12 protein-coding genes and 1 pseudogene are annotated in these 18,470 nt (G+C 60.5%); 2 read left to right on the top strand and 11 right to left on the bottom strand.

The window, feature by feature from the left end; translation table 11 throughout:
* Positions 1-283: 283 nt before the first annotated feature.
* Together H281_RS0115365 and H281_RS37310 are read right to left on the bottom strand one after the other, a co-directional pair.
* On the bottom strand, positions 284-517 hold the full coding sequence (locus H281_RS0115365) for a hypothetical protein (RefSeq protein WP_020068015.1): 234 nt from the start codon (positions 515-517) through the stop codon (positions 284-286).
* A 361-nt stretch (positions 518-878) separates the two neighbouring features.
* Positions 879-1,097, bottom strand: a pseudogene (locus tag H281_RS37310) (hypothetical protein); the annotation flags it as partial.
* Between the two features lie 217 nt (positions 1,098-1,314).
* Between H281_RS37310 and H281_RS0115350 the strand changes: the two are divergent.
* Positions 1,315-2,502 carry a GGDEF domain-containing protein gene (locus H281_RS0115350; RefSeq protein ID WP_051120965.1) on the top strand — a complete coding sequence of 396 codons (1,188 nt, stop codon included), beginning with the start codon at positions 1,315-1,317 and terminating at the stop codon, positions 2,500-2,502.
* 506 nt (positions 2,503-3,008) lie between these two features.
* On the opposite strand, the gene H281_RS0115345 is transcribed toward H281_RS0115350, so the two are convergent.
* The 4 genes from H281_RS0115345 to H281_RS0115330 are packed head-to-tail and all read right to left on the bottom strand — an operon-like array spanning position 3,009 to position 13,169.
* A complete protein-coding gene (locus H281_RS0115345) occupies positions 3,009-4,358 on the bottom strand; it encodes a hypothetical protein (RefSeq protein ID WP_020068011.1) in 1,350 nt (449 codons plus the stop codon).
* Entirely contained in the window at positions 4,355-10,678 is a 6,324-nt protein-coding gene (locus tag H281_RS0115340; RefSeq protein ID WP_020068010.1) for an AAA domain-containing protein, read from the bottom strand. Before H281_RS0115340 ends, H281_RS0115345 begins: the two co-directional genes overlap by 4 nt.
* A 17-nt stretch (positions 10,679-10,695) precedes the next feature.
* Entirely contained in the window at positions 10,696-11,340 is a 645-nt protein-coding gene (locus tag H281_RS0115335) for a 4Fe-4S single cluster domain-containing protein (protein WP_027804625.1), read from the bottom strand.
* Positions 11,341-11,345: 5 nt separating this feature from the next.
* Positions 11,346-13,169, bottom strand: a complete 1,824-nt coding sequence (locus H281_RS0115330; RefSeq protein WP_020068008.1) for an AAA family ATPase — start codon at positions 13,167-13,169, stop codon at positions 11,346-11,348.
* Positions 13,170-13,354: 185 nt separating this feature from the next.
* Between H281_RS0115330 and H281_RS0115325 the strand changes: the two genes are divergently transcribed.
* A complete protein-coding gene (locus H281_RS0115325) occupies positions 13,355-14,194 on the top strand; it encodes a hypothetical protein (RefSeq protein ID WP_164701888.1) in 840 nt (279 codons plus the stop codon).
* A gap of 146 nt (positions 14,195-14,340) precedes the next feature.
* Here H281_RS0115325 and hpxZ read toward each other — a convergent pair whose 3' ends face one another.
* The 5 genes from hpxZ to H281_RS0115300 are packed head-to-tail and all read right to left on the bottom strand — an operon-like array spanning position 14,341 to position 18,293.
* Entirely contained in the window at positions 14,341-14,721 is a 381-nt protein-coding gene (gene hpxZ, locus H281_RS0115320; RefSeq protein WP_020068006.1) for an oxalurate catabolism protein HpxZ, read from the bottom strand.
* The gene (locus H281_RS0115315; protein ID WP_020068005.1) at positions 14,718-16,139 is read right to left on the bottom strand and encodes an AtzE family amidohydrolase; all 1,422 of its coding nucleotides are present in this window, start codon (positions 16,137-16,139) and stop codon (positions 14,718-14,720) included. Before H281_RS0115315 ends, hpxZ begins: the two co-directional genes overlap by 4 nt.
* The gene (locus tag H281_RS0115310; RefSeq protein WP_020068004.1) at positions 16,136-16,327 is read right to left on the bottom strand and encodes a DUF4089 domain-containing protein; all 192 of its coding nucleotides are present in this window, start codon (positions 16,325-16,327) and stop codon (positions 16,136-16,138) included. The genes H281_RS0115315 and H281_RS0115310 overlap by 4 nt, the downstream gene beginning before the upstream one ends.
* 11 nt (positions 16,328-16,338) lie before the next feature.
* The gene (locus H281_RS0115305) at positions 16,339-17,490 is read right to left on the bottom strand and encodes an amidase (RefSeq protein WP_020068003.1); all 1,152 of its coding nucleotides are present in this window, start codon (positions 17,488-17,490) and stop codon (positions 16,339-16,341) included.
* A complete protein-coding gene (locus H281_RS0115300) occupies positions 17,487-18,293 on the bottom strand; it encodes a cysteine hydrolase (protein ID WP_020068002.1) in 807 nt (268 codons plus the stop codon). Before H281_RS0115300 ends, H281_RS0115305 begins: the two co-directional genes overlap by 4 nt.
* Between the last annotated feature and the right edge of the window lie 177 nt (positions 18,294-18,470).

The following is an 18,470-nucleotide window of genomic DNA, read 5'->3' as shown; positions in this document are numbered from 1 at the left end:
TGACGGGTGCAACTACGACGCCCGGGCTGGCGAAGCCGCCGCCATAGGCAACATTGGCGTTGCCGAAGTTGTAGTTGCTGCCGCCGCGTACAGCGGACAAGGCCTTGGCGGACAGTTCTTCGGTATGGGCGATATCTTTGATGGTCAGTGAGGTCATGGTAGGTCTCCTGGAGCTGTTTCAGTTTCGGTTTAACGAGTGTGGTTCGACGTGCAAGCGGGGAGAGCGCACCTCGACGGGATCGAACGGCATCCGCTGTCAGCGCGACTCTCCGCGGCGCTTAACTTACGCCTTGGCAAGCTGCAGGCCGCCGAAGTTCTGGATCGTCGGGATCTCGACTTTCGTGTACGTGTCCGTCTGCGTGACGGGTGCGACCACGACGCCCGGGCTGGCGAAGCCGCCACCGTAGGCAAGGTTGAGGTTTCCTGCGTTGTAGTTGCTGCCGCCGCGTACAGCGGACAGAGCCTTGGCGGAAAGTTCTTCGGTGTGGGCGATGTCTTTGATGGTCAGTGAGCTCATGGTAAATCTCCTGTGAAGGTCTTCGGTCTGGATGGAAGAGCACTATTTGTCGCGCTCACAGGGGTATTTGCATAGGGTGTGCCAACGTGAACCAGACAAGCTGGCAACACTCACATAAGTCGCGGAATATAAAGGAAAAATAAAATCGCCCGCGAGGTTTTTCATGCGGTTGCGGGGCGCGAGGCAGCAAAAGGTGTCGTGGGATAGCAAACACGTTTTGGCTGAGTGTCTGCCTTGAGTGAACGGCCGCGCATTCAAGCGCATTGATTCGTTCGAATGACGGGGACTCGTCAGCCCCGACGGCACACAAGGGACATTTGCGTTTGCCGATCGTGTCGAAGGACGACGTTCCCGAGCTGCACGCCGGCGCGACCGACGCTCCCGCAATCCAGTACACCGCGAGCGCATCCGCAACGAACCCCGACGCCTTCATGTCCTCGACGAAGTCACGCAGCGCTAACGCCGCCGTTGCTTCAGACGCTTTTTCGTTGCGCTCACGTCCGGGCAGTTCGAGCAGATGCAAGCGCTGCCTCGCGTGTTCGATATAGCGCTCGCGATGCTGCATCGACCGGTATGAAACATCGGTGACGTATGCGGCCGTCCGACGACCGCATACGTCATCGTATCGTCAAGCAGATTGAGGAGGATCACCTGATCAAGGGCGCACGCGGTCGCCGACCACGAGCGGCGCTCCCTTCCGGGCTCTGTAGCGAATGGGCAAAGCTTTCCGAATCCGCCCGACGGCGATCGGCAAAATGCCTTAAAGTGCTATCGCGCCATCGGTAAGTAAAAAAGACATGAAAAATATCATTGCCCCATTACCGGCTGAATTCGATATTCACCCGCTGCGAGTGGAGTTTCGAAACAAAGATGTCGAACGGAATTTCCAGGCTCATCACTTGCCACGCAATCAGGCAACATTGCGTACGACGCTTGTTTTTTGTTCCTTCTTCTACCTGGCGTTCGCTCTGACCGATGCCAGTGTTCTCGGTTATACGAGCGAGACGCTGCTGTTGTTTTTCGCCCGGATGTTCGTTGCGGTCACCGCGATGACCGGGCTGTATCTGGCGCGCACGCGGCCGGCATCGAGTGCCGTGCTTCAGCTCGCCGCAACTGCCGCTGAGATCGTCGGGATGGGTACGTTCATGCTCATCGTGCAGCATCGGCCCGGCGAGATACCCTGGCATGCGATGTCCTTCAGCATCATGCTGATCGTTGTCTATGTCTTCATCCCGAACCGGCTGATCGTCTCGCAGACCATTGCCTTTTCCGCGACGGCGCTCTTCATCATCGTCGTCTCGAGCATGTTGACGCTCAGGTTCTCCGACATGCTGACCATGTCCATGTTGCTTCTGCTGACAAACAGCTTCGGGCTGGTGGCGGCGCGCCGTTACCATCGACTGTGGCGGGATGAATATCGCGTGAGAGCGCTTTTGACTGATCAGGCAATGAAGGACCATCTGACCGGGTGCTATAACCGGCGCCATTTGCATGATGTTCTTCTTCCGACCGAACTCAAGCGGGCACAGCGCCACAGGCTTTCGTTCGCCGTCATCCTGTGCGACATCGACCACTTCAAATCCATCAACGACACGTTCGGCCACCTGTGCGGAGACGCTGTTTTACAGAATTGCTCTGCGGTCCTCCACAACTGTGTTCGTCGGCAGGTCGATTGCGTCGTTCGCTACGGTGGCGAGGAGTTCTTGCTGTTGCTGCCTGAAATGGACAAGACGGACGCGGTGCGTCTTGCCGAGCGCTTGAGGCTTTCTTGCGCGCAAACGCCGATCGAAGTTGGCGGACAGAGCGTTGCAGTCACGGCGAGCTTCGGGGTACTGGCGGTGGATCTCACATCCGGTGACGCAGAGGTCACAGAAGAAGCCATCATCGCTGCTGCGGACAAGCTGCTATATCGTGCGAAGACAGAAGGGCGGAACAACATTCAGGCGGATAGTTTGCTTGACGGGAGGGGCAGGCGTCCGGTTTAGAGGGTGCTTCTAATTTAGGTCTTGGTTGATCATACCTGCAGTCGTAATGCGAGGCCGCGTGAAGGATGCGGTAAAGGTATCAATGCAGTGAGTCGCCTGTTCAGCCATCGCACTTTCGTCTTGGCCGTCTTTCTTGCTGGACGGTGCGAATGGACGGCAGCACCGAGATCTGACCGATCGAAAAATCTAGCTCAGTACGAGATTTCAAAGTGTGATTCCCGCTGGACCACATGTGCGAGGGGGAAGTCTTCTGCCTGAAGCAATCGTTGAAGGAAGACGGGATGCAAGTCGATGGCAGACAGCGGCGGCTCGGAGATTGAAACGGTGACTTCCGGTGTCGAAAGAAATCATGATTGTGAAATTGCCGTTTAGTGCTGTGGTCGTCGATTGGCTGCAAGCTGCGGCGGTATGCCGAGCGGCCGGAATGGACCGTTACGGGCTATCGGTGGCGTCCTTCAGCAGTCCACCATCAAACCAGACATCACCATGTTCTTGCCAGCAGTCTCCTATCTCAGCGTACGCTTTGCACCGATGGAAGGCGACGTCTGCTCCTCGTCACCAACAACCTTGAGTGGCACTTGGCCGACTGCCATCGCGCGTTCGATGAGAAGATTATCGCCATTCTCAGCGACTAGTTGCTGCAGCCTCGAGAACTCTCCGCACCAGATTGTTTCAACGTCCTTGTCCCGATTTGGGTCGCGGTCGCTCGTCAGCGCAACGGCACGTACCTGAAGCCGACTGGTTTCTGCTTGGCCGCCAACTTCCACGCCGTATCCCGGCAATGAAGGTTTGCGCAAGACAACCCGTCCGTCAGACGCCCAAGCTGTGTTCATGCCTTCGTGGACCTCGTAACCAAGACGGGCTAATCCCTGAAGGATGACCTCGCGCCTCGATTGCGCCGCCTTCCGTTGCGCTTCTCTGTCAATGCAGGATTGGCAGTTCGCATACAGCGTCGAGATTGTCTCGACGGTGCTGGACTGATTGCATGCCGCCACCTGCTTCCGCAGCGATAGTGCTTCCTCCGATCTGTAGGGCAGTAGCTCATCTGCGATGTCGACCAGACGCTCAAGTGCAGTTTTATGCGCCCGTGCTGATTCGATGCTGTTCGACAGGTCGATGATGATGCTGTCGATCAGTAGCTTTTGCCGCGAGCCATTTGATTCGGCTTCGGCGGAACGTAGCCGCTCAAGGTAATGTGTCGTTTGCGTCGTTCCCACAAGCCATTCTGCTTCGGCTATCTGGGCGTCAACGCGATCAAGCAAGGAGGCGATGGCCGTTGCCGGCTTGTGCGCAGCCTTCCAGGCTTCGAACGTTTGTGTCTCTTCGGAGTCCGCCAGCCTGGCTGCGAGCGCTCGTTGTGCATCGGTCAGGCCGGTCCTCTCCGCGGGAGCAAGCAAGCTAAACCCCAAGGCCAGGATTGACTCGACCTGCGCAGATATTTCCCCGTTCGCGACCGATTCGAGCTGCGCCTTGAGGTCGATGGGAATTTGCTTCCCGCCTGCGGCTAAAGCGCTGAGAAGCGTCGCCGCATTTTCCCGTCCCTGGCGCGCCCGCTTTCGTGCTGTCGCTGCTTTCTCAATGGCTAGCTGTTCTCGACGAAGTAGGTCGCTTTTGAGGTAGGCAATCTCGTCAGGGACCTTCTTCTGCAGGTCGATGAAGGCGTCCTGTTTCAACAGATCAACGAGATGTCTCTGCCGCTCGAGAGTTGCATCGATCTCCTGATCGGTGATCTCACCGGTTTTCTTGCCTTGCGCAATCCATTGATTGATCGTCTGCCCGAGCCGGCGAAGATGACCTTCGCAAATGGCGAGGATCTCTTCACGCGTGACGACTCGTACCACTTTAGGCCCACTCATGCTGTCACCTCCACGCCAAGTGCCGCCTCGATTGCGGTCCGCAGCCGTGCCCGTTCTTCGTCGCCGTTGTGATACCAGGCCTGCGAAGAGACGCGATGTAGACGTGTAATCGCGCGGCGCAGGACAGACGGACGCCAGATTTCCCTTGCGCGAGCACGCTGCAGCAGATGGTGACGCGGTGCATCGCACTCGATTCCGATTGCATAAAGCCCCGTTTCGGGGTCCGCAATCGCGAAGTCCATGCCGAAAGCGTCGCCTTCCTGTGCCGGAACTGGATTGAAGCCGCACGAACGGATGAAGGACAGCACGTCATTGGCAAAACCGTCCGTTTTGCCGGTTTCCACGAAGCGAGCCTGAGCACGCTCGCTGATCATCCGCGCCAGCAACGCCCGGCCGGATGCGAGTTCACCATTCGACATCGTTCGCGCGTACTCCATATATCCCTGCAGATAGTCACGAGGGATCGCAGGCTTGCGATGCGTGTTGAGCATGTCCGAGATGTCGCGTACTGGCATCGAAGTAACGAGCACGACCTTTTGGCGAGCGCGAGTGACAGCGACGTTCAGCCGGCGTTCGCCGCCTTTCTGCCCCAGAACACCAAAGTTACGGCGGAACGTGCCCTGGCTGTTGCGACCGAAAGTGGTCGAAAACACGATCACGTCGCGTTCATCGCCCTGAACGTTTTCGACATTCTTCACGAAGACGCCCATATCTTCGCCGCCTTCAACGCGGTCGCTTTCCTCGCGATAGGCCTCGCGAAATTCCGCGTCTTCTTCCGCGCGCAGATCCAGCTTTTCCTCAATCAGGTCTGCCTGTTTGCGGTTGAACGTCACGACGCCGATCGAAGGGCGTTCGGCATATGGCTGCTGCCACAGTGCGGCCAGATACTCGACCACGCGGTTTGCTTCGGTCTCGTTCGTTTGCTGCTCATACAGGCCATTGACCTGGATGAGTTCAAGCGGTTTGACGTCGCGGACGGTCTCGTCCGGGTGGCGAACGGGGACGCTGAGATTGTTTTCGTAAAACGCCGCGTTCGAATATCCAATCAGCTCCCGATACGCGGAGCGGTAATGAATTTGAAGCGTCGTGACAGGCAATGCCGTTCTGGCGAGTTGCAGCAGGTCTGGGCAATCCTTGATTTCGCGCCGGTTCCAGGTGTCTTCGAAAATCTCGCGTTCCTCCTCGCTCGCGTCTTCATCCGGTTGCTCTCCGTCGAACAGCTCGGCCTCGTCGCTTTCTGTGCGGCTGGAGAAGAAAGCCGTGGGTGGCATCTGCTTCTCGTCGCCGCTGACGATAGACACGCCGCCGCGAAAAAGCGTCGGCAACGCGAACTCGATAGGCATCTGGGACGCTTCGTCATAGACAACCGTGTCGAACAGGTTCGACTTCAACGGCAGCACGCGACTCGCGACGTCCGGGTTCATGAGCCACACGGGACGAAGCGTCATCAAGCCGAGGCCAGCACCGAGTTCAATAAATTCGCGCAGGCGGCGCGAACGACGTCCCGTCAGGCGCGTCACGTCTTCCCAGTCTCGCGCTGATCGCAGCCTGCTGCGGTCGATGCCTTCGCGAAGCACATTCCGGTTCAGGTTCCGCATTTCTGCGTCGGCTGCCGCGAGGGCTTCGATTTTCGCCGCGGTCTCGTTCTGGTCGAGGAGCAGCTCGGGATTTGCCTGTTCCATCCTGCGCTTCCAGCCGAGGCGTGCCTCACGGTTGATCAGCCGGCGAACCTCGTAATCGAGGTCTTCAGGACGCAACTTCTCGAGCGCTTGCTCGTGTGTGCGCATCACCGCGAACAGTTCGAGCGCCGACTCATTCAGATGACGGGCACGTGTGCGGAACTGCTGATAGGCGGCCAGTGTTGGCAGTGTGTCGTGTATCCGGTTGAGCGGCGCCTGATAGCTGATGTTCTGGTCGATCGCTTTCTTGCACGCTTCGAACAATTCAGGCGAGAACCAGTCCTCGAGCAGAGTAAGCGCCTGTGTGCTGTGCCGGCGTGAATTGTGCCGGACAAACGCAGTCTCAAAGCCATCGAGCAGTTGTTCAACGGACGCCCTGTCTCCCGTCATGACGGCGGAGTCGAACTCGTCGCCGCGCGGCGCAATCGCGAGATGCTGAGCGAGTTCTCGTATTTCTTCGAGCTGGCGGAGGCGGGTCAGGCATACCTCTGCCAGAGACGGACCGCACTCTACGGCAACCGGGTCGAGATGCAGCGACTGGCTGGTGCTGTTCAGTTCCTCGCGTAGTGGCCGCCACGTCTGTTCAAGTCGGGCCGCACCAAGGAGGCGAACCAGCGTCTCGTTCGAGGAAGGCGCGCCGTGACTCGCGACGAACTTCAACAGACCGCGACGTCTTATATACATCGCGGGGTTAATCCTGCTTAAAAATGTAGGAGTTCGGGTCGCAAGCGTAGCGCGCGACTCGATGTGTGCCAGTTCCGAATCAGTCAAGCGTGCCAGGGCTGGGGAAAGCGCTGCGTCAAACGCGGCGATATCGGTCTGCACGAGAGACTGATGCAGTCGCTTGAGCGTCGCATAGTGCGTATGTCCTTGCGAATCGGGCCTGTCGGCGGGACGGAAGAGCGGCAGCCATTGCGCAAGCCGCTTGCGTTGCACATCATCCAGATCGACAAGGCGGCGCGCGTTGGCATCGAGCCACGCACGGTACGGCGCGGGATCGTCGATATCGAAGCGGGCGGGATGGCCGGCAAGCGTATCGATTCGCAACCGCTCGGCTTCCATGAAAGACGCGAAGAGGGCCTTGAATTCCGTAATCGTCGCAGGGTCCGTGGCAAACGGCTTTAGCTGGGCGAGGGCGCTGCCTTCGAAGCGTGCGGGCAACCAGTATCGGGCGAGTGGTGCAACCTGTTCCTCGAGTGTCGTCAGCGTCGAAATGTCCTTCGTCGACAGCCTCGCACGCAATTGCGGAACGTCGACGCATGGCTCGCCGGCCTCGAGTTGGATCAGTTCGCCAAGCAACACGCGATAACTGAGACCAGTGGATTCGTCGACGCTGTGGATTGCCTCGTGATGACGGTCCAGTTCGCCTTCCAGCGCCTCGATACGGGCTGCCATGCGTTCTCGCTGCCTGATCCAGCCGTTGTCGAACGAAGAGCCTTTAAAGATGGCGTCGAGTTGCTCGCGCACGGCACGGATGGCTGGCTCGCGGTCCTTGTTCACGTCGTTGACCATGATGATCCGGTCGCCGAGTCCTTCAGCTACCAGTCGCTTATGAACCACTTCGAGCGCGGCGTGCTTCTGGCACACGATCAGCAGGCTCTTGCCGCGTCCTATGGCGTCCGCAACCATGTTCACGATAGTCTGGCTCTTCCCGGTTCCGGGCGGACCCTCGACCAGCAACCCGGGAGCCTGACGCGCTTGCCGCACAGCGGATTCCTGCGACGGATCGCTGGCCACGGTCAGAAAACGGTCGATTTCTGCGTCGTTTGGGGGCGTAGATTCCGCCTCGCCTTTGTCCTTCAGGCGCAGCATCGTTTCCAGCGAGGTGCCTGCCGGCGAGAGGGTCTTGAGCTGTCGGAGGTCCTCGCCGATTGCCTGGCCCATGAATGTCACATGGAACAGCACGGCCGAGCACGACAATTGTGGCTGTCCGGGCTCGACAACGACGCTGGAAGGCGGCAGGCCCGTAAGCTGACGACGTTCCGCTGCCGCCAGCATGCCGAACGCGTCCATCACGTCCGCGATCCTGAGTGCCGAACGACCTAGCACCTCATCAGCGGCGGCGCGCCACGTCTTGATTGCATCGCGGCCGATCAGGCCTTCAAGGGCGGGATTGAGTCGCACCTCTTCTCGATCACCGTCAAACGCTACGGCCACCTGTCCGCGTGCGCCGAGTTCCATCAGTAGTTTGACAGGCCAAAGCAAGACAGGCGCGACGCGAGGCTTGGTATTGCTACGCGTATCCTTATGCAGCAGGAATGGGAACCCGAGATACAGGCCATCGATACCTGTATCGCGTTTGTATAGCGAGGTTTGCCGGTACAGTGTGACAAGACGGTTTTCGAGCGTGGTAACTGCGCTGAATACTGCGGGATCAACGGCGACCGTTTGTGTGTTTCGCTGAAGCAGGTGCTCAAGAATAGCGGTGCCCGTTTGTCGGTCGCTCTTAAGCTCGTTCAGGTCGATGCGGCCGGTCGTCTTGCCGATTGTCATCCGCACGAGCGGGCCGCGCATTACGGCAGTCGCTACCTTCTTCTCGAAGAAGTCGAGAATCTGCGAGACATATTGCTGCTTCTGAGGCTCGAGCCATTGCTCAGGGGGCACTGACAACAGCACGATTGCCTCATGGAGCGCCAGCCGCCGTTCCAGGCGGAACTGGTCCGCCCAGTCGTCGATCGTCTTGTTGCCGGTTCTGGCGAACCCGGCGATGCGGTCATCGACCTTGCGGAACAGATCCTGACGCGGCAACGCCAGTTCCGCGCGGGCGGCGTCCCTGTCGAAAACGAGAATTTCCTCCTTCTTCGCGATATCCGCCGCTTGATCCAGGATCGCGTCGACAGAACGGAACTGGCTGATGGATGCGCCCAGAAGAACGATCAGGTCTTCCTCGCCGATAACGCGCCGCTCGGACAGGGAGCGCAGCCCCGGATGGTCAGAGTCCGGCAGCAGCAGGCGGCGCTCCTCCCAGATGGCTGCCAGACGTGCGCGCGAAGTCGACAGGAGATGGATGCGGACCGTATCTTCGTCGAGTTCGATGTTGTGCCCGTGTGCGCGATTTCGCACCTGTTCGGCGCGAAGTCTCAGACGCGAGAGCCAGGTTTCAGTTTCGAGGCGATCGAGGAAAGGCGGAATCGGACCTGTAACCAGGTCGTATCCTTCGAGCGCGTTCTTCAGCAGCCAGCCGGGTGTGACGATGTCGCCTCGCAGGATCAGCGGCATCTCTGGATTCAGGAGCTTGAGCGCAATCATGAGCCGCGAGTCGTCGTCGATGCCCTCCAGTTGCATGATCTGGCGTATTCCGGCGAGCGCCTTCGGCGACAGGCCAGCCGTTTCTGCCCATGTGACGAGCACCCCGCGTTGCAGATGATCGAGTGCCTCTGGCCAGTTCTCGCGTTCTGCTGCTGCGAGCGCGAACACGGTCGGCTTGTAATAGCGCCTACTGGCGAGCGAGATGCTGGCGCCTTCCGTGTCGTCGGTTTCCGCAACGTTCGCGGTCGGTGCATCGACCGCCTTCCCGTCGAGCCATGCCTTGACCTGCGCCCATTGCCAGCGCTGATGCCGATCGCGCGCCAGCAGGCCTCGAAGCAGCAGATGCAGCGACGGGTCGATATCGTCAGGCAGCGTCACACCGTTTGCCAGCACGTGAATCATGAAGGCGTGCGGATTGATGCCCTCGAAGCATGCGCCTTGCGTCAGTTGCTCCAGCAGAATCATCCCGAGACTCCACCAGTCCGACGCTGCCGCAACGCCGCCGGCGATGGCTTCAGGGGCCATGTAGCGGGTCGTTTCAAGCGGAGAGACTATGTCCAGGTCGAAGTCGGAAAGACGCGCGGAGCCAAAACCGCTGATGACGAGATCGATTGGGTCGCTGCTGCGCACGAGCAGTGTGCCGGGGCGAAGGTCGCGATGGCGCAGGCCGACCTCCGAAAACGAGTGCAGTGCCTGGCCGAGTTCATCGACCACGTGCCGGATGGTCGGCATGTCGCGCAAGGCGATGCCGATATCTGCCAGCGTGCCGCCGCTCAATTCCTCAGCCACTTCGTAGGCACGGCCTTCCCAACGTCCCGTCGCGATGATCTCTGGAACGTGCTCGCGCGGCAGACGACGAACGACTTCATACACGGACGGGTCCGGTTCTGCACCATCGCGGTACAGGGTCAACACCGCTTGCCGGTTATCGTCGCGATGCTGGGCGATATAGCGTTCGCGCGTACTGTCGGAACTGGAAATTTGTCGAATCAGGCGCCAGCCGTCGATCTGAGTTTCCGACGCAGGCTGGTCTGCGCTTGCATCTCCGCGCGTGTCACCGGGATGGGTCGCATCGCCTGCAGCAATCGCAGGGTCGGCACCACAAACCAGACACATCAGGTCACCGTCGTTCATCGGATGACCGTTGGAACATGCCAGCGAAATCCCGGTTGTGCCGGTGCCAGTGCCAGTGCCAGTGCCGGCGTCGGCGTCGGCGTCGGTAATCGCTCGCTCCGTCGACTCTGCCGTGACGATTGCTTGCGGTCGCGATCCGGGCTCACGGATGGGAATTGCGGATAGATCCCATTGGCAAGGGGCGCCCGCAGCTGTTCCCTCGCAGTACCACTCCTGCACCGACCGTTCGGTCTTGCAATTTGGGCAAAAACGCATCATGGCTGACATTTCCTGTCTTATCGGCTTCGCGCCTTGTCGGCGCTGATGTGGACCACATGGCCCTCGTCGTTTAATAGGTCTCTCAGGCGCTGAAAATCGCCGCGACTGGGTATGCCTGCAAACCAGACGCTGCCATCTTCATCAAACATCACGTCCAGCGACTTGTCCTGCTCGGTCAAGGTCCGTTCATACTGGGCAAAGCGCTCACGGCCTAACGCTGTGAGCAGATGCATCCGCTGATTATCGCTTCCCCGCAGCGGGCGCGAATGGGCGGAATGCAGTTCAAATGGGTCGGTAATCAATGCATCGATGAGACCTGACGCTTTGGCCAGCGTTTGCGTCAGTGACTCGATCGGATGGCCGCTATAAACGAGGATGTCGCCATTTGTCGCGCTGCGCAGCGCGACGAGCAGCGCCACGAGCGGATCCGGTTGTTCGAACGGTTCGCCACCCGAAATCGTGATGCCGTCGGCGTGCGGCAGATAGTCGGCGAGTCGCTCAAGCAAAGCGGCAAGTGTTGTGTGGCCGTGGCCGGTCGACCATGTATCTGCAGAGATGCATCCGGGGCAGTGGATACTGCACCCCTGGAACCAGATGCCGATGCGTTTTCCCGGTCCGAGGGTCGTGACCGGGAAATGTACGCGAGACAGACGCAGCTTCATGACATTCAAAGCTTCTGCAGCTGCAGCGCGCCCGAGGACAATCCACTGAGCATGAAATGGTCGCCCGGTTTCGCATCCTGGTCGAAAAGGGCACGGGCTACCGGATTGATCAGGTGAGCCTCTATCTGGTTGCGGATTCCTCGACCTCCATTCGACAGGTCCTGCAGGCAGCGCTGTTTAAGCAACGATTTAGAGTCGTGTTCCAGGGTGATCTGAATCCCTTGTGCTGCAATGTCATCGAGGACCATGCGAACCATCTGTTCGAATATCTCATCTGCCACGTCGCTACGGATGAAGTCGAAGACAATGACGTTCTCGCCAATGCGATTAAGGATTTCCGGTCGATTCAGGACAAGCTTGAAATGCCGTTGAATTTCTGAAAGGACGCGTTCCTGAATCGTTTCGAACGAATCGCCGGGGGAAACGTTGGCAACTCGACCTAAACCCTCGTCCTGGCGATAGATGCCCAGATTGGACGTGAATATGATCAATGCCTCCGAAAAGTAAACCCTGTCTCCCCGTCCAGAAGTAAGAACTCCGTCGTCCAGAATCTGCAAAAACTTGTCCAGGATGCGTGGATGGGCCTTTTCGATTTCGTCGAACAGGACCACGCTAAACGGTCGTTCCCGAATCGCGTTCGTCAGTTCGCCACCGACGTCGTATCCGACATAACCCGGCGGTGCGCCGATAAGACGTTGGTCCGCGTGCTCCGCGCTGAACTCTGACATATCGAAGCGGATGTATGCGGCCTCGTCGCCGAACAGCAGGCTGGTGATGGTCTTTGCGAGCTCCGTCTTACCTACGCCCGTCGGACCAGCCAGGAAAGCAACGCCTCGAGGGCGGTTTCCCTTGCGCCGGGAGCCTACTCCGGTCATTGCTCGTTTGACCAGGTCGAGCATATGCGTGACCGCGTGCGCCTGTCCCATAACCCTGTTTCGAACGAACGTTTCAGCGTTCCGGATTTTCTCGCGGTCGATCTGAAGCCATGGGTCCTCGGTTACGCCGACCTTATAACGTCGAACGGCGTCGGCGATTTTGTCCACGGTAACGTTTTCCACGCGTGCGAGCGTCGCAATGGCATTCATATCGGCGAGCAGCAGCCCGTCTGAGCCGTCGACGAAGGCGGCATCGGCCTGAGCCAGAATGTCGGGCGCCACTTGATGTGCGCCGGGCACACCGCGCAGCAGCGCTCCGGACAGCGCACGCCGCGACGCACTGTCCGGACGGGAAATGGGGATGTGCCTGATGCGCGGATTGTTAATGAGCAGCCAGTCTGGGAGGTCCCCTTCTTTATCTACGATCCAGAAAATCGTATTGAAGAAAGGGCGGCGCGGCTCGCCCGCAGGTCGTGGTGCAGCTTGATGTGCCAACACGAGGGCACGTGTGAAAAGGCTATGTTCCGCAGCGCTTAGCGTTTCGGTGCGTACGGCCAGCCGGGACGCGAAGTCCACGATGAGCGCCAGCGGGCCGCCGGCCAGGTTCACCACCCGTTCCAGCGTGGCCGCGAGAATGTCGATGCCGCCAGGAGCAGCGCCATCGACGGGGGTGAGTCCCAGCCGGCGGAGTGTCTCTTCCGTTGCTTCGCTCGACGTCCCTTTCGTCTCAGGGACTGAAAAGCCGGACATTGGATTCCAGATCACGACCTGGGTGTATCCGACGCCTTGAAGACTGTCGCATAGCGTTGCGGGAAGCGTTTGCGCCGTTACCACGCCAGGTGCGACCTCGCACGGCTGCAGGTCACGGATGTTACCCGACAGAACGAACTGGCTTTTCAGGGGGAGGAAGCGAAGCAGGTCGCGCATCCAGCGCGGTTTCACGTACGCGGACATATCATCAGGTTTCGGCATGGTGAAGGCCGAAAGTTACCACAGCCAGACGCTGCAAACTGGACGCCGTACAGCTTAGGTTAAGTTTGTTGCAAGCCTCGGACACCTTCTGTAACCATGCTGGTCCTCATCAGCCGTCTCCGAGTCGAAAGTTTGGTTGTTGCTGATGTTTTGATCTGGCGGCTCGGGTGGCAATCAATCACAATGTAGAAGCGAGTTGCACGTGTGAGCGCGCTCTGCACCAACGCGACCGTTTCCTTACCGACGTCGACATGCAAGACGGGCGTGGCGTGCAAAGCCGTAGTGAAGTGCCGCGAGATTGTACAAACTCACACAAGCGGCTCTTCGGAAAAACGGTTAGCGATACCAATCGTTTATGTTTGCCGTGCGCATCGGAAAAGACGAAGAAGACAACTATCAAGGGGAAGCGAATGAGCGGAAAGCGGGAGCAGGCCAACGAAGAGTTTCTTGAGAAGCTTCAGGGGAGAGCGACCGGTGCGTTGCTTCAGTACTTCTTCTCGCACGGAGTTTGCGTCGACAAGTCTGAACTGAACAAGGCTGCTCAGCTTGCGGAACACCATGCCGTCTTTGCGGAGCTTGATTCACAACTGGCACAAGTGAATGAAGCGATGAAACTGCTCAACGATATCGGCACACTGTCATTGAGCGCGAAAGAGAAAGCCATGCGCGCTGTGTACCATGTCGAAGCTCGCCTGGCGACGCGACACGGACAGGTTCAGGGACTTGAGAGGGCGATTGCTGACCTTGTCGCGGCAAACGAAGCGGCACCTCGAAAACCCAATCTATGGCCTTACGCTGTATGCGGTTCGCTTTTCGTCGCTGGTGCGCTGCATGTGCACGCATTGGCTGCAGTGGGTATCGTCATCTACGCAATCGGCTTCGGCAAGTACCAACAGTTCAAGACGAAAAGGGCGGCTTCCGACCTGCGGATTCAGGATGCCAACCGGGATCTGGATCAGGTCGTTGTCAGAGAGATCACTCCGCGCAATGGATTCGTGTTGCAATAGTTCGGAGCTGCGTGCATTTCGGGTCCGTGATCAAGCAGCCTGAAAATATCGTTAGTTAACGTCAGCTACGGCCAAACACCGCACCGAGGGGCAGGAGTCGGCAACATCTCGCGCCAGTCGATCACGAACACAGCTCCCTGCAACAACTACGCGTCCATCCAGCTGACATGTGCGCTCACCACGCGCCATCCGTCCTGCGTTCTGATCCAGGTCTGGCTCTGCCTGCCGACACGCGGCTCGTTATCGCGCCGAAACTCGATGTTGGCGACCGCAAACGAATCGCCATACGTAGTGACGACACGCGCCACGACAGTCCGCGCGAGCCCCTTGCCGGGGCGCGCGGCGCGAAACGCACGGATCGCGTCGTACCCGTACAGGTTTTCCGTCGCGCCGTATCGGAGCGTGTGCGGCGAATCGAAGAACAGCGTGTCGAGCATGGCGACGTCGTTGGTGACGAGAGCCTGCTCATAGATGTCAAAGGCCGCGTTGACTTCGGCGAGCACGTCGGGCCGGTTGATGTCGTTCATCGCTGCGCTCCCGCATGGGCGGCCAAGTCGCCGAACGGCGGCGGAGGAGACACGGCAAGCTGCGCGGCTTCGAGACGCCGCGCCGCTTCGAAAGCGAGATCTTCGCGCCAGGGCGCGGCGATCAGTTGCACGCCGACAGGCAGCCCGCCGCGGGTTCGCATTGGGGCCGCAACGACAGGCAAGCCCAGACATGAAACAGGCTGCGTCAACATGCCCAGATTGGGCCTCACCGCAAGCCGCTCGCCGTTGACCTCCATGAACTCGTCGCCGATGCGTGGCGCAACGACAGGCGTGGCCGGTGCGATCAGCACGTCATAACGCTCGAAGAGTTCGAGCACGCGGCGCCGCAACGCCGCGCGCACGCGCTGCGCCTGCACGACCCACGCGGCGGGCAGCAGCGCACCCGCTATCAGCCGATCGCGCGATAACGGCTCGCGAGCGCCATAGTGCGTGCGCAGGTTTTCCATGTGCAGTTGACCGCCTTCCGCGGCAGTGATCAGAAACGCTGCACCGCGTGCCGCGTCGGCGTCCGGATACTCGACGGTATGCGTGGCCGACAGCGCATGCGCGGCGGCATGCGAGGCTTCGCGCGCATCATCGTTTGCGTAGGTGTCGAAATAGCCGCCGAGACGCGCAACGCGTAGCGGGCCCGGACGGGTGTCCACGGATTCGAAGCCGCGCTGCGCACAGGCCGGGTCGAGCGCTTCCGTGCCTTGCAGCGCATCGTAGACGGCCGCGAGGTCGTCCACGGTGCGCGCGAAAGCGCCCATGTGATCGAGGCTCGCGACGAACGGCCATGTGCCGTGCCGCGACAGGCGGCCATAGGTGGGTTTGACGCCGAACACGCCGCACAGCGAAGCGGGCACGCGCACTGAGCCGTTTGTGTCGGTGCCGAGCGTGAGCGGCACGAACCCTGCCGCGACGGCCGCCGCGCTGCCGCCCGACGAGCCGCCCGCCGTGCGTGTCAGGTCGTGCGGATTGCGGCACGGTCCAGCGTGATGGTTCTCGGTCGTGAAGCCGTATGCGAACTCGTCCATATTGAGCGCGCCGATGAGGATCGCCCCCTGCGCGCAGAGGCGTTCGACGAGAGTCGCATCTGCGGCGGCGGGCGGTGCGTCGGCCAGCACGCGGGAACCGGCAAGCGTCGTCACCCCCGAGATATCGAACAGATTCTTCGCCGCAAACGGAACGCCTGCCAGCGGCGGCAAGTTGTGGCCGCTGGCGCGGCGGGCATCGAGCGCGTCGGCTTCGGCGAGTGCGCGTTCACGCGTGACGGTGGTGAATGCGTTGACCTGCGTGTCGTAGGCGTCGATACGCGCAAGCGTCGCTTCGATCAGCTCGCGTGCGCTGAACGCACCTTGGGCGTACGCCCGCGCAATGGAGAGGGCGCTTTCGGCGCCGCTGCTAGAGGGTGTCATGGGCGATATACCGGAGCGGGTTCATCATTCGTGTCGACGGGATAGGCGAGGACAGGCGCTGCAAGCTGCGCGATGCGCGCGAACTGGGCTTTCACCTGCGCGGCGGCTTCGGCGGGAAGCACCGGGAAATGCAATGCGAGCGCGGCGTCGACGTAGCGCTCGAGTGCGGTGTCGAAAGAAGGGGACATGACGTATCCGTTCACGAAAGAGTGGGGAAGAGTTCGCGCGCGCGAGCGATTAACACGCGGTCGCTGCCGCGAGGCCCGATCAGCGACAACGCGAGCGGACGTTCGCTGTCGTTCGCGACGGGCACGCTGACTTGAGGCAAGCCAGCAAACGCGGCGATCGTGTTCATGGTGAGCGCGTCGCGATAGAACGCGTCGATCAGTTCAGGCCTTTCCTGTTTGCTCAACAGCGAACGCGGCGTGGTCGGCAGCACGATCAGCGCATCGCCCACGATTCGCTCGATGCGTTGCGCGAACGCTTCGCGCATCGCGCGACAGCGTTCGACTTCGGCGGCGTCAAGCGTTTTGAGGCGCGCGAAGCGTGCCGCGATGTCGGCGCCGAAGCGCGGCGCGTTCGCGTCGATCCACGCGCCCAGCGACGCAGCGATCGAATCGTCCTGCAATTGCTGGTACACGTGCAGCCAGCGCGATCGCTCACCCGCGAAGACTTCGACCTCGTCGTGGGTGGGGAAGAGATCGCGCAGGCGCTGTGCATCGTCGGGCTCGTTAGCTGCGCGGGCCTCGAATGCTTCCTTGCAATGCACGAGGGACAAAGGCGCCTCAACAGCAGGCACTCCATCGAGCAATACGTCCGCGACGCGCGCGAGCATCTCGCCCGTGCGCGCAAACCAGCCGACCGTGTCGAAGCGCGGCGCAAACGGCAACACGCCTTCGAGCGCCACGGCATCGTAGGACGGCCGGATACCCCAGAGCCCGCAGAACGCGGCAGGCACGCGCACCGAGCCGCCGGTATCCGTGCCGAGCGCGAAGTCCACATCGGCGCTCGCGACGGCTGACGCCGAGCCGCTCGAGGATCCTCCCGGCAACGCGTGCGGCCAGCGCGGATTGAGCGGCGTGCCGTAATGCGCGTTGACGCCTTCGAGGCTGTAGGCGAGTTCGTCCGTGATGGTCTTGCCGTCCACGCTGGCGCCCGCTGCCAGCAGCCGGGCGACGCAGCGCGCGTGACGCGGCGCGGGCCCATGGGTGGCGAGCCAGTCGGGATTGCCGCCGCCGGTCGTTGCACCCGCAACGTCGATCAGATCCTTGACGGCAAAACGCAAGCCGTCGAGCGGGCCGCTCATCGTCGCGCCAACCTGCAAGCGCGTGCCTGGAATGAACGCGCTCATGCGGCGGCCCCTTCGAGCGCAGCGCCGAATTGCAGCGAATCCGCCACGAAGCCGAAGCACTTCTTCACGTTCCAGATGCTCGCCTCCGTGCAGAACGCGGGCGACGAGGTCGCGCAGCAATCGCTCAGCATCACGCAACCATAGCCGAGGAAGTTGGCATCGGTGAGGGTGTGCATCACGCATTGATCGGTATTGACGCCCGCGAAGAACACCGTACGCGTGCCGAGATTACGCAGGATGCTGTCGAGCGGCGTGTCCCAGAAGCCGCTGATGCGGTACTTGTCCACGCAGATGTCCTGCGGCTCGATCTTCAGTTCGTCGACCACGGCGGCGGCCCACGAATCTTTCTCGAGCACCCGCGCGCCATGCTCCGGCAAGGGCTCGCCGAGGCCGATGCCGGTGCCTGTCGGCTTGTAGAGATGAAGCTGGTTCGGCGGCATGTTGGCGAGATCGGGCCGGTTGCCCCAATTGACCCAGATCACCGGCACGCCGCTGTTGCGCACCACGGGAAGCAGGCGCTGCAACGGTGCAATCGGCCCACGATCCGCACCGAAATCGCCCCCGATGTGATCGACCCAGCCGCCTTTGGTGCAGAAGTCGTTCTGCATGTCGATGATCACGAGCGCCGATTTGCCGATGTCGAAGCGCACTTTTTGCGGTTCGGAATCGAGCACGCCAATGCGCGGCGCGGGCGTCGGCGCAGCCATGTCGACGAGCGTGCCGGTGGCGGTCCAGCGCGTGTGAGCGAAGGCGCCGAGTGTGCCTTCCGTGCTTGCCAGGTCTTGGTTTGCAGCGAGGTTCATGGAGTTCTCCGGAGCGTCTTGCGGGTGTTGTTCGAACGTCGGTCGAGGATTGCCTTGCACGGTCTCCACCCGATCAACCAGACGGGGAGCGCCTGGCGTTTCGGGCGCGACGGATCGCGCATTGGCATCGAAGTTGCAACGTGCATTTCAGTCATGAATAACCTACTTACCGAAATT

The sequence above is a fragment of the Paraburkholderia caledonica genome (assembly GCF_000383275.1).
In the GTDB taxonomy this organism is placed as follows: Bacteria; Pseudomonadota; Gammaproteobacteria; order Burkholderiales; family Burkholderiaceae; genus Paraburkholderia; species Paraburkholderia caledonica.
Note: the sequence above shows the minus strand (reverse complement) of the source record. Positions and strands in the feature narration are given on the sequence as shown.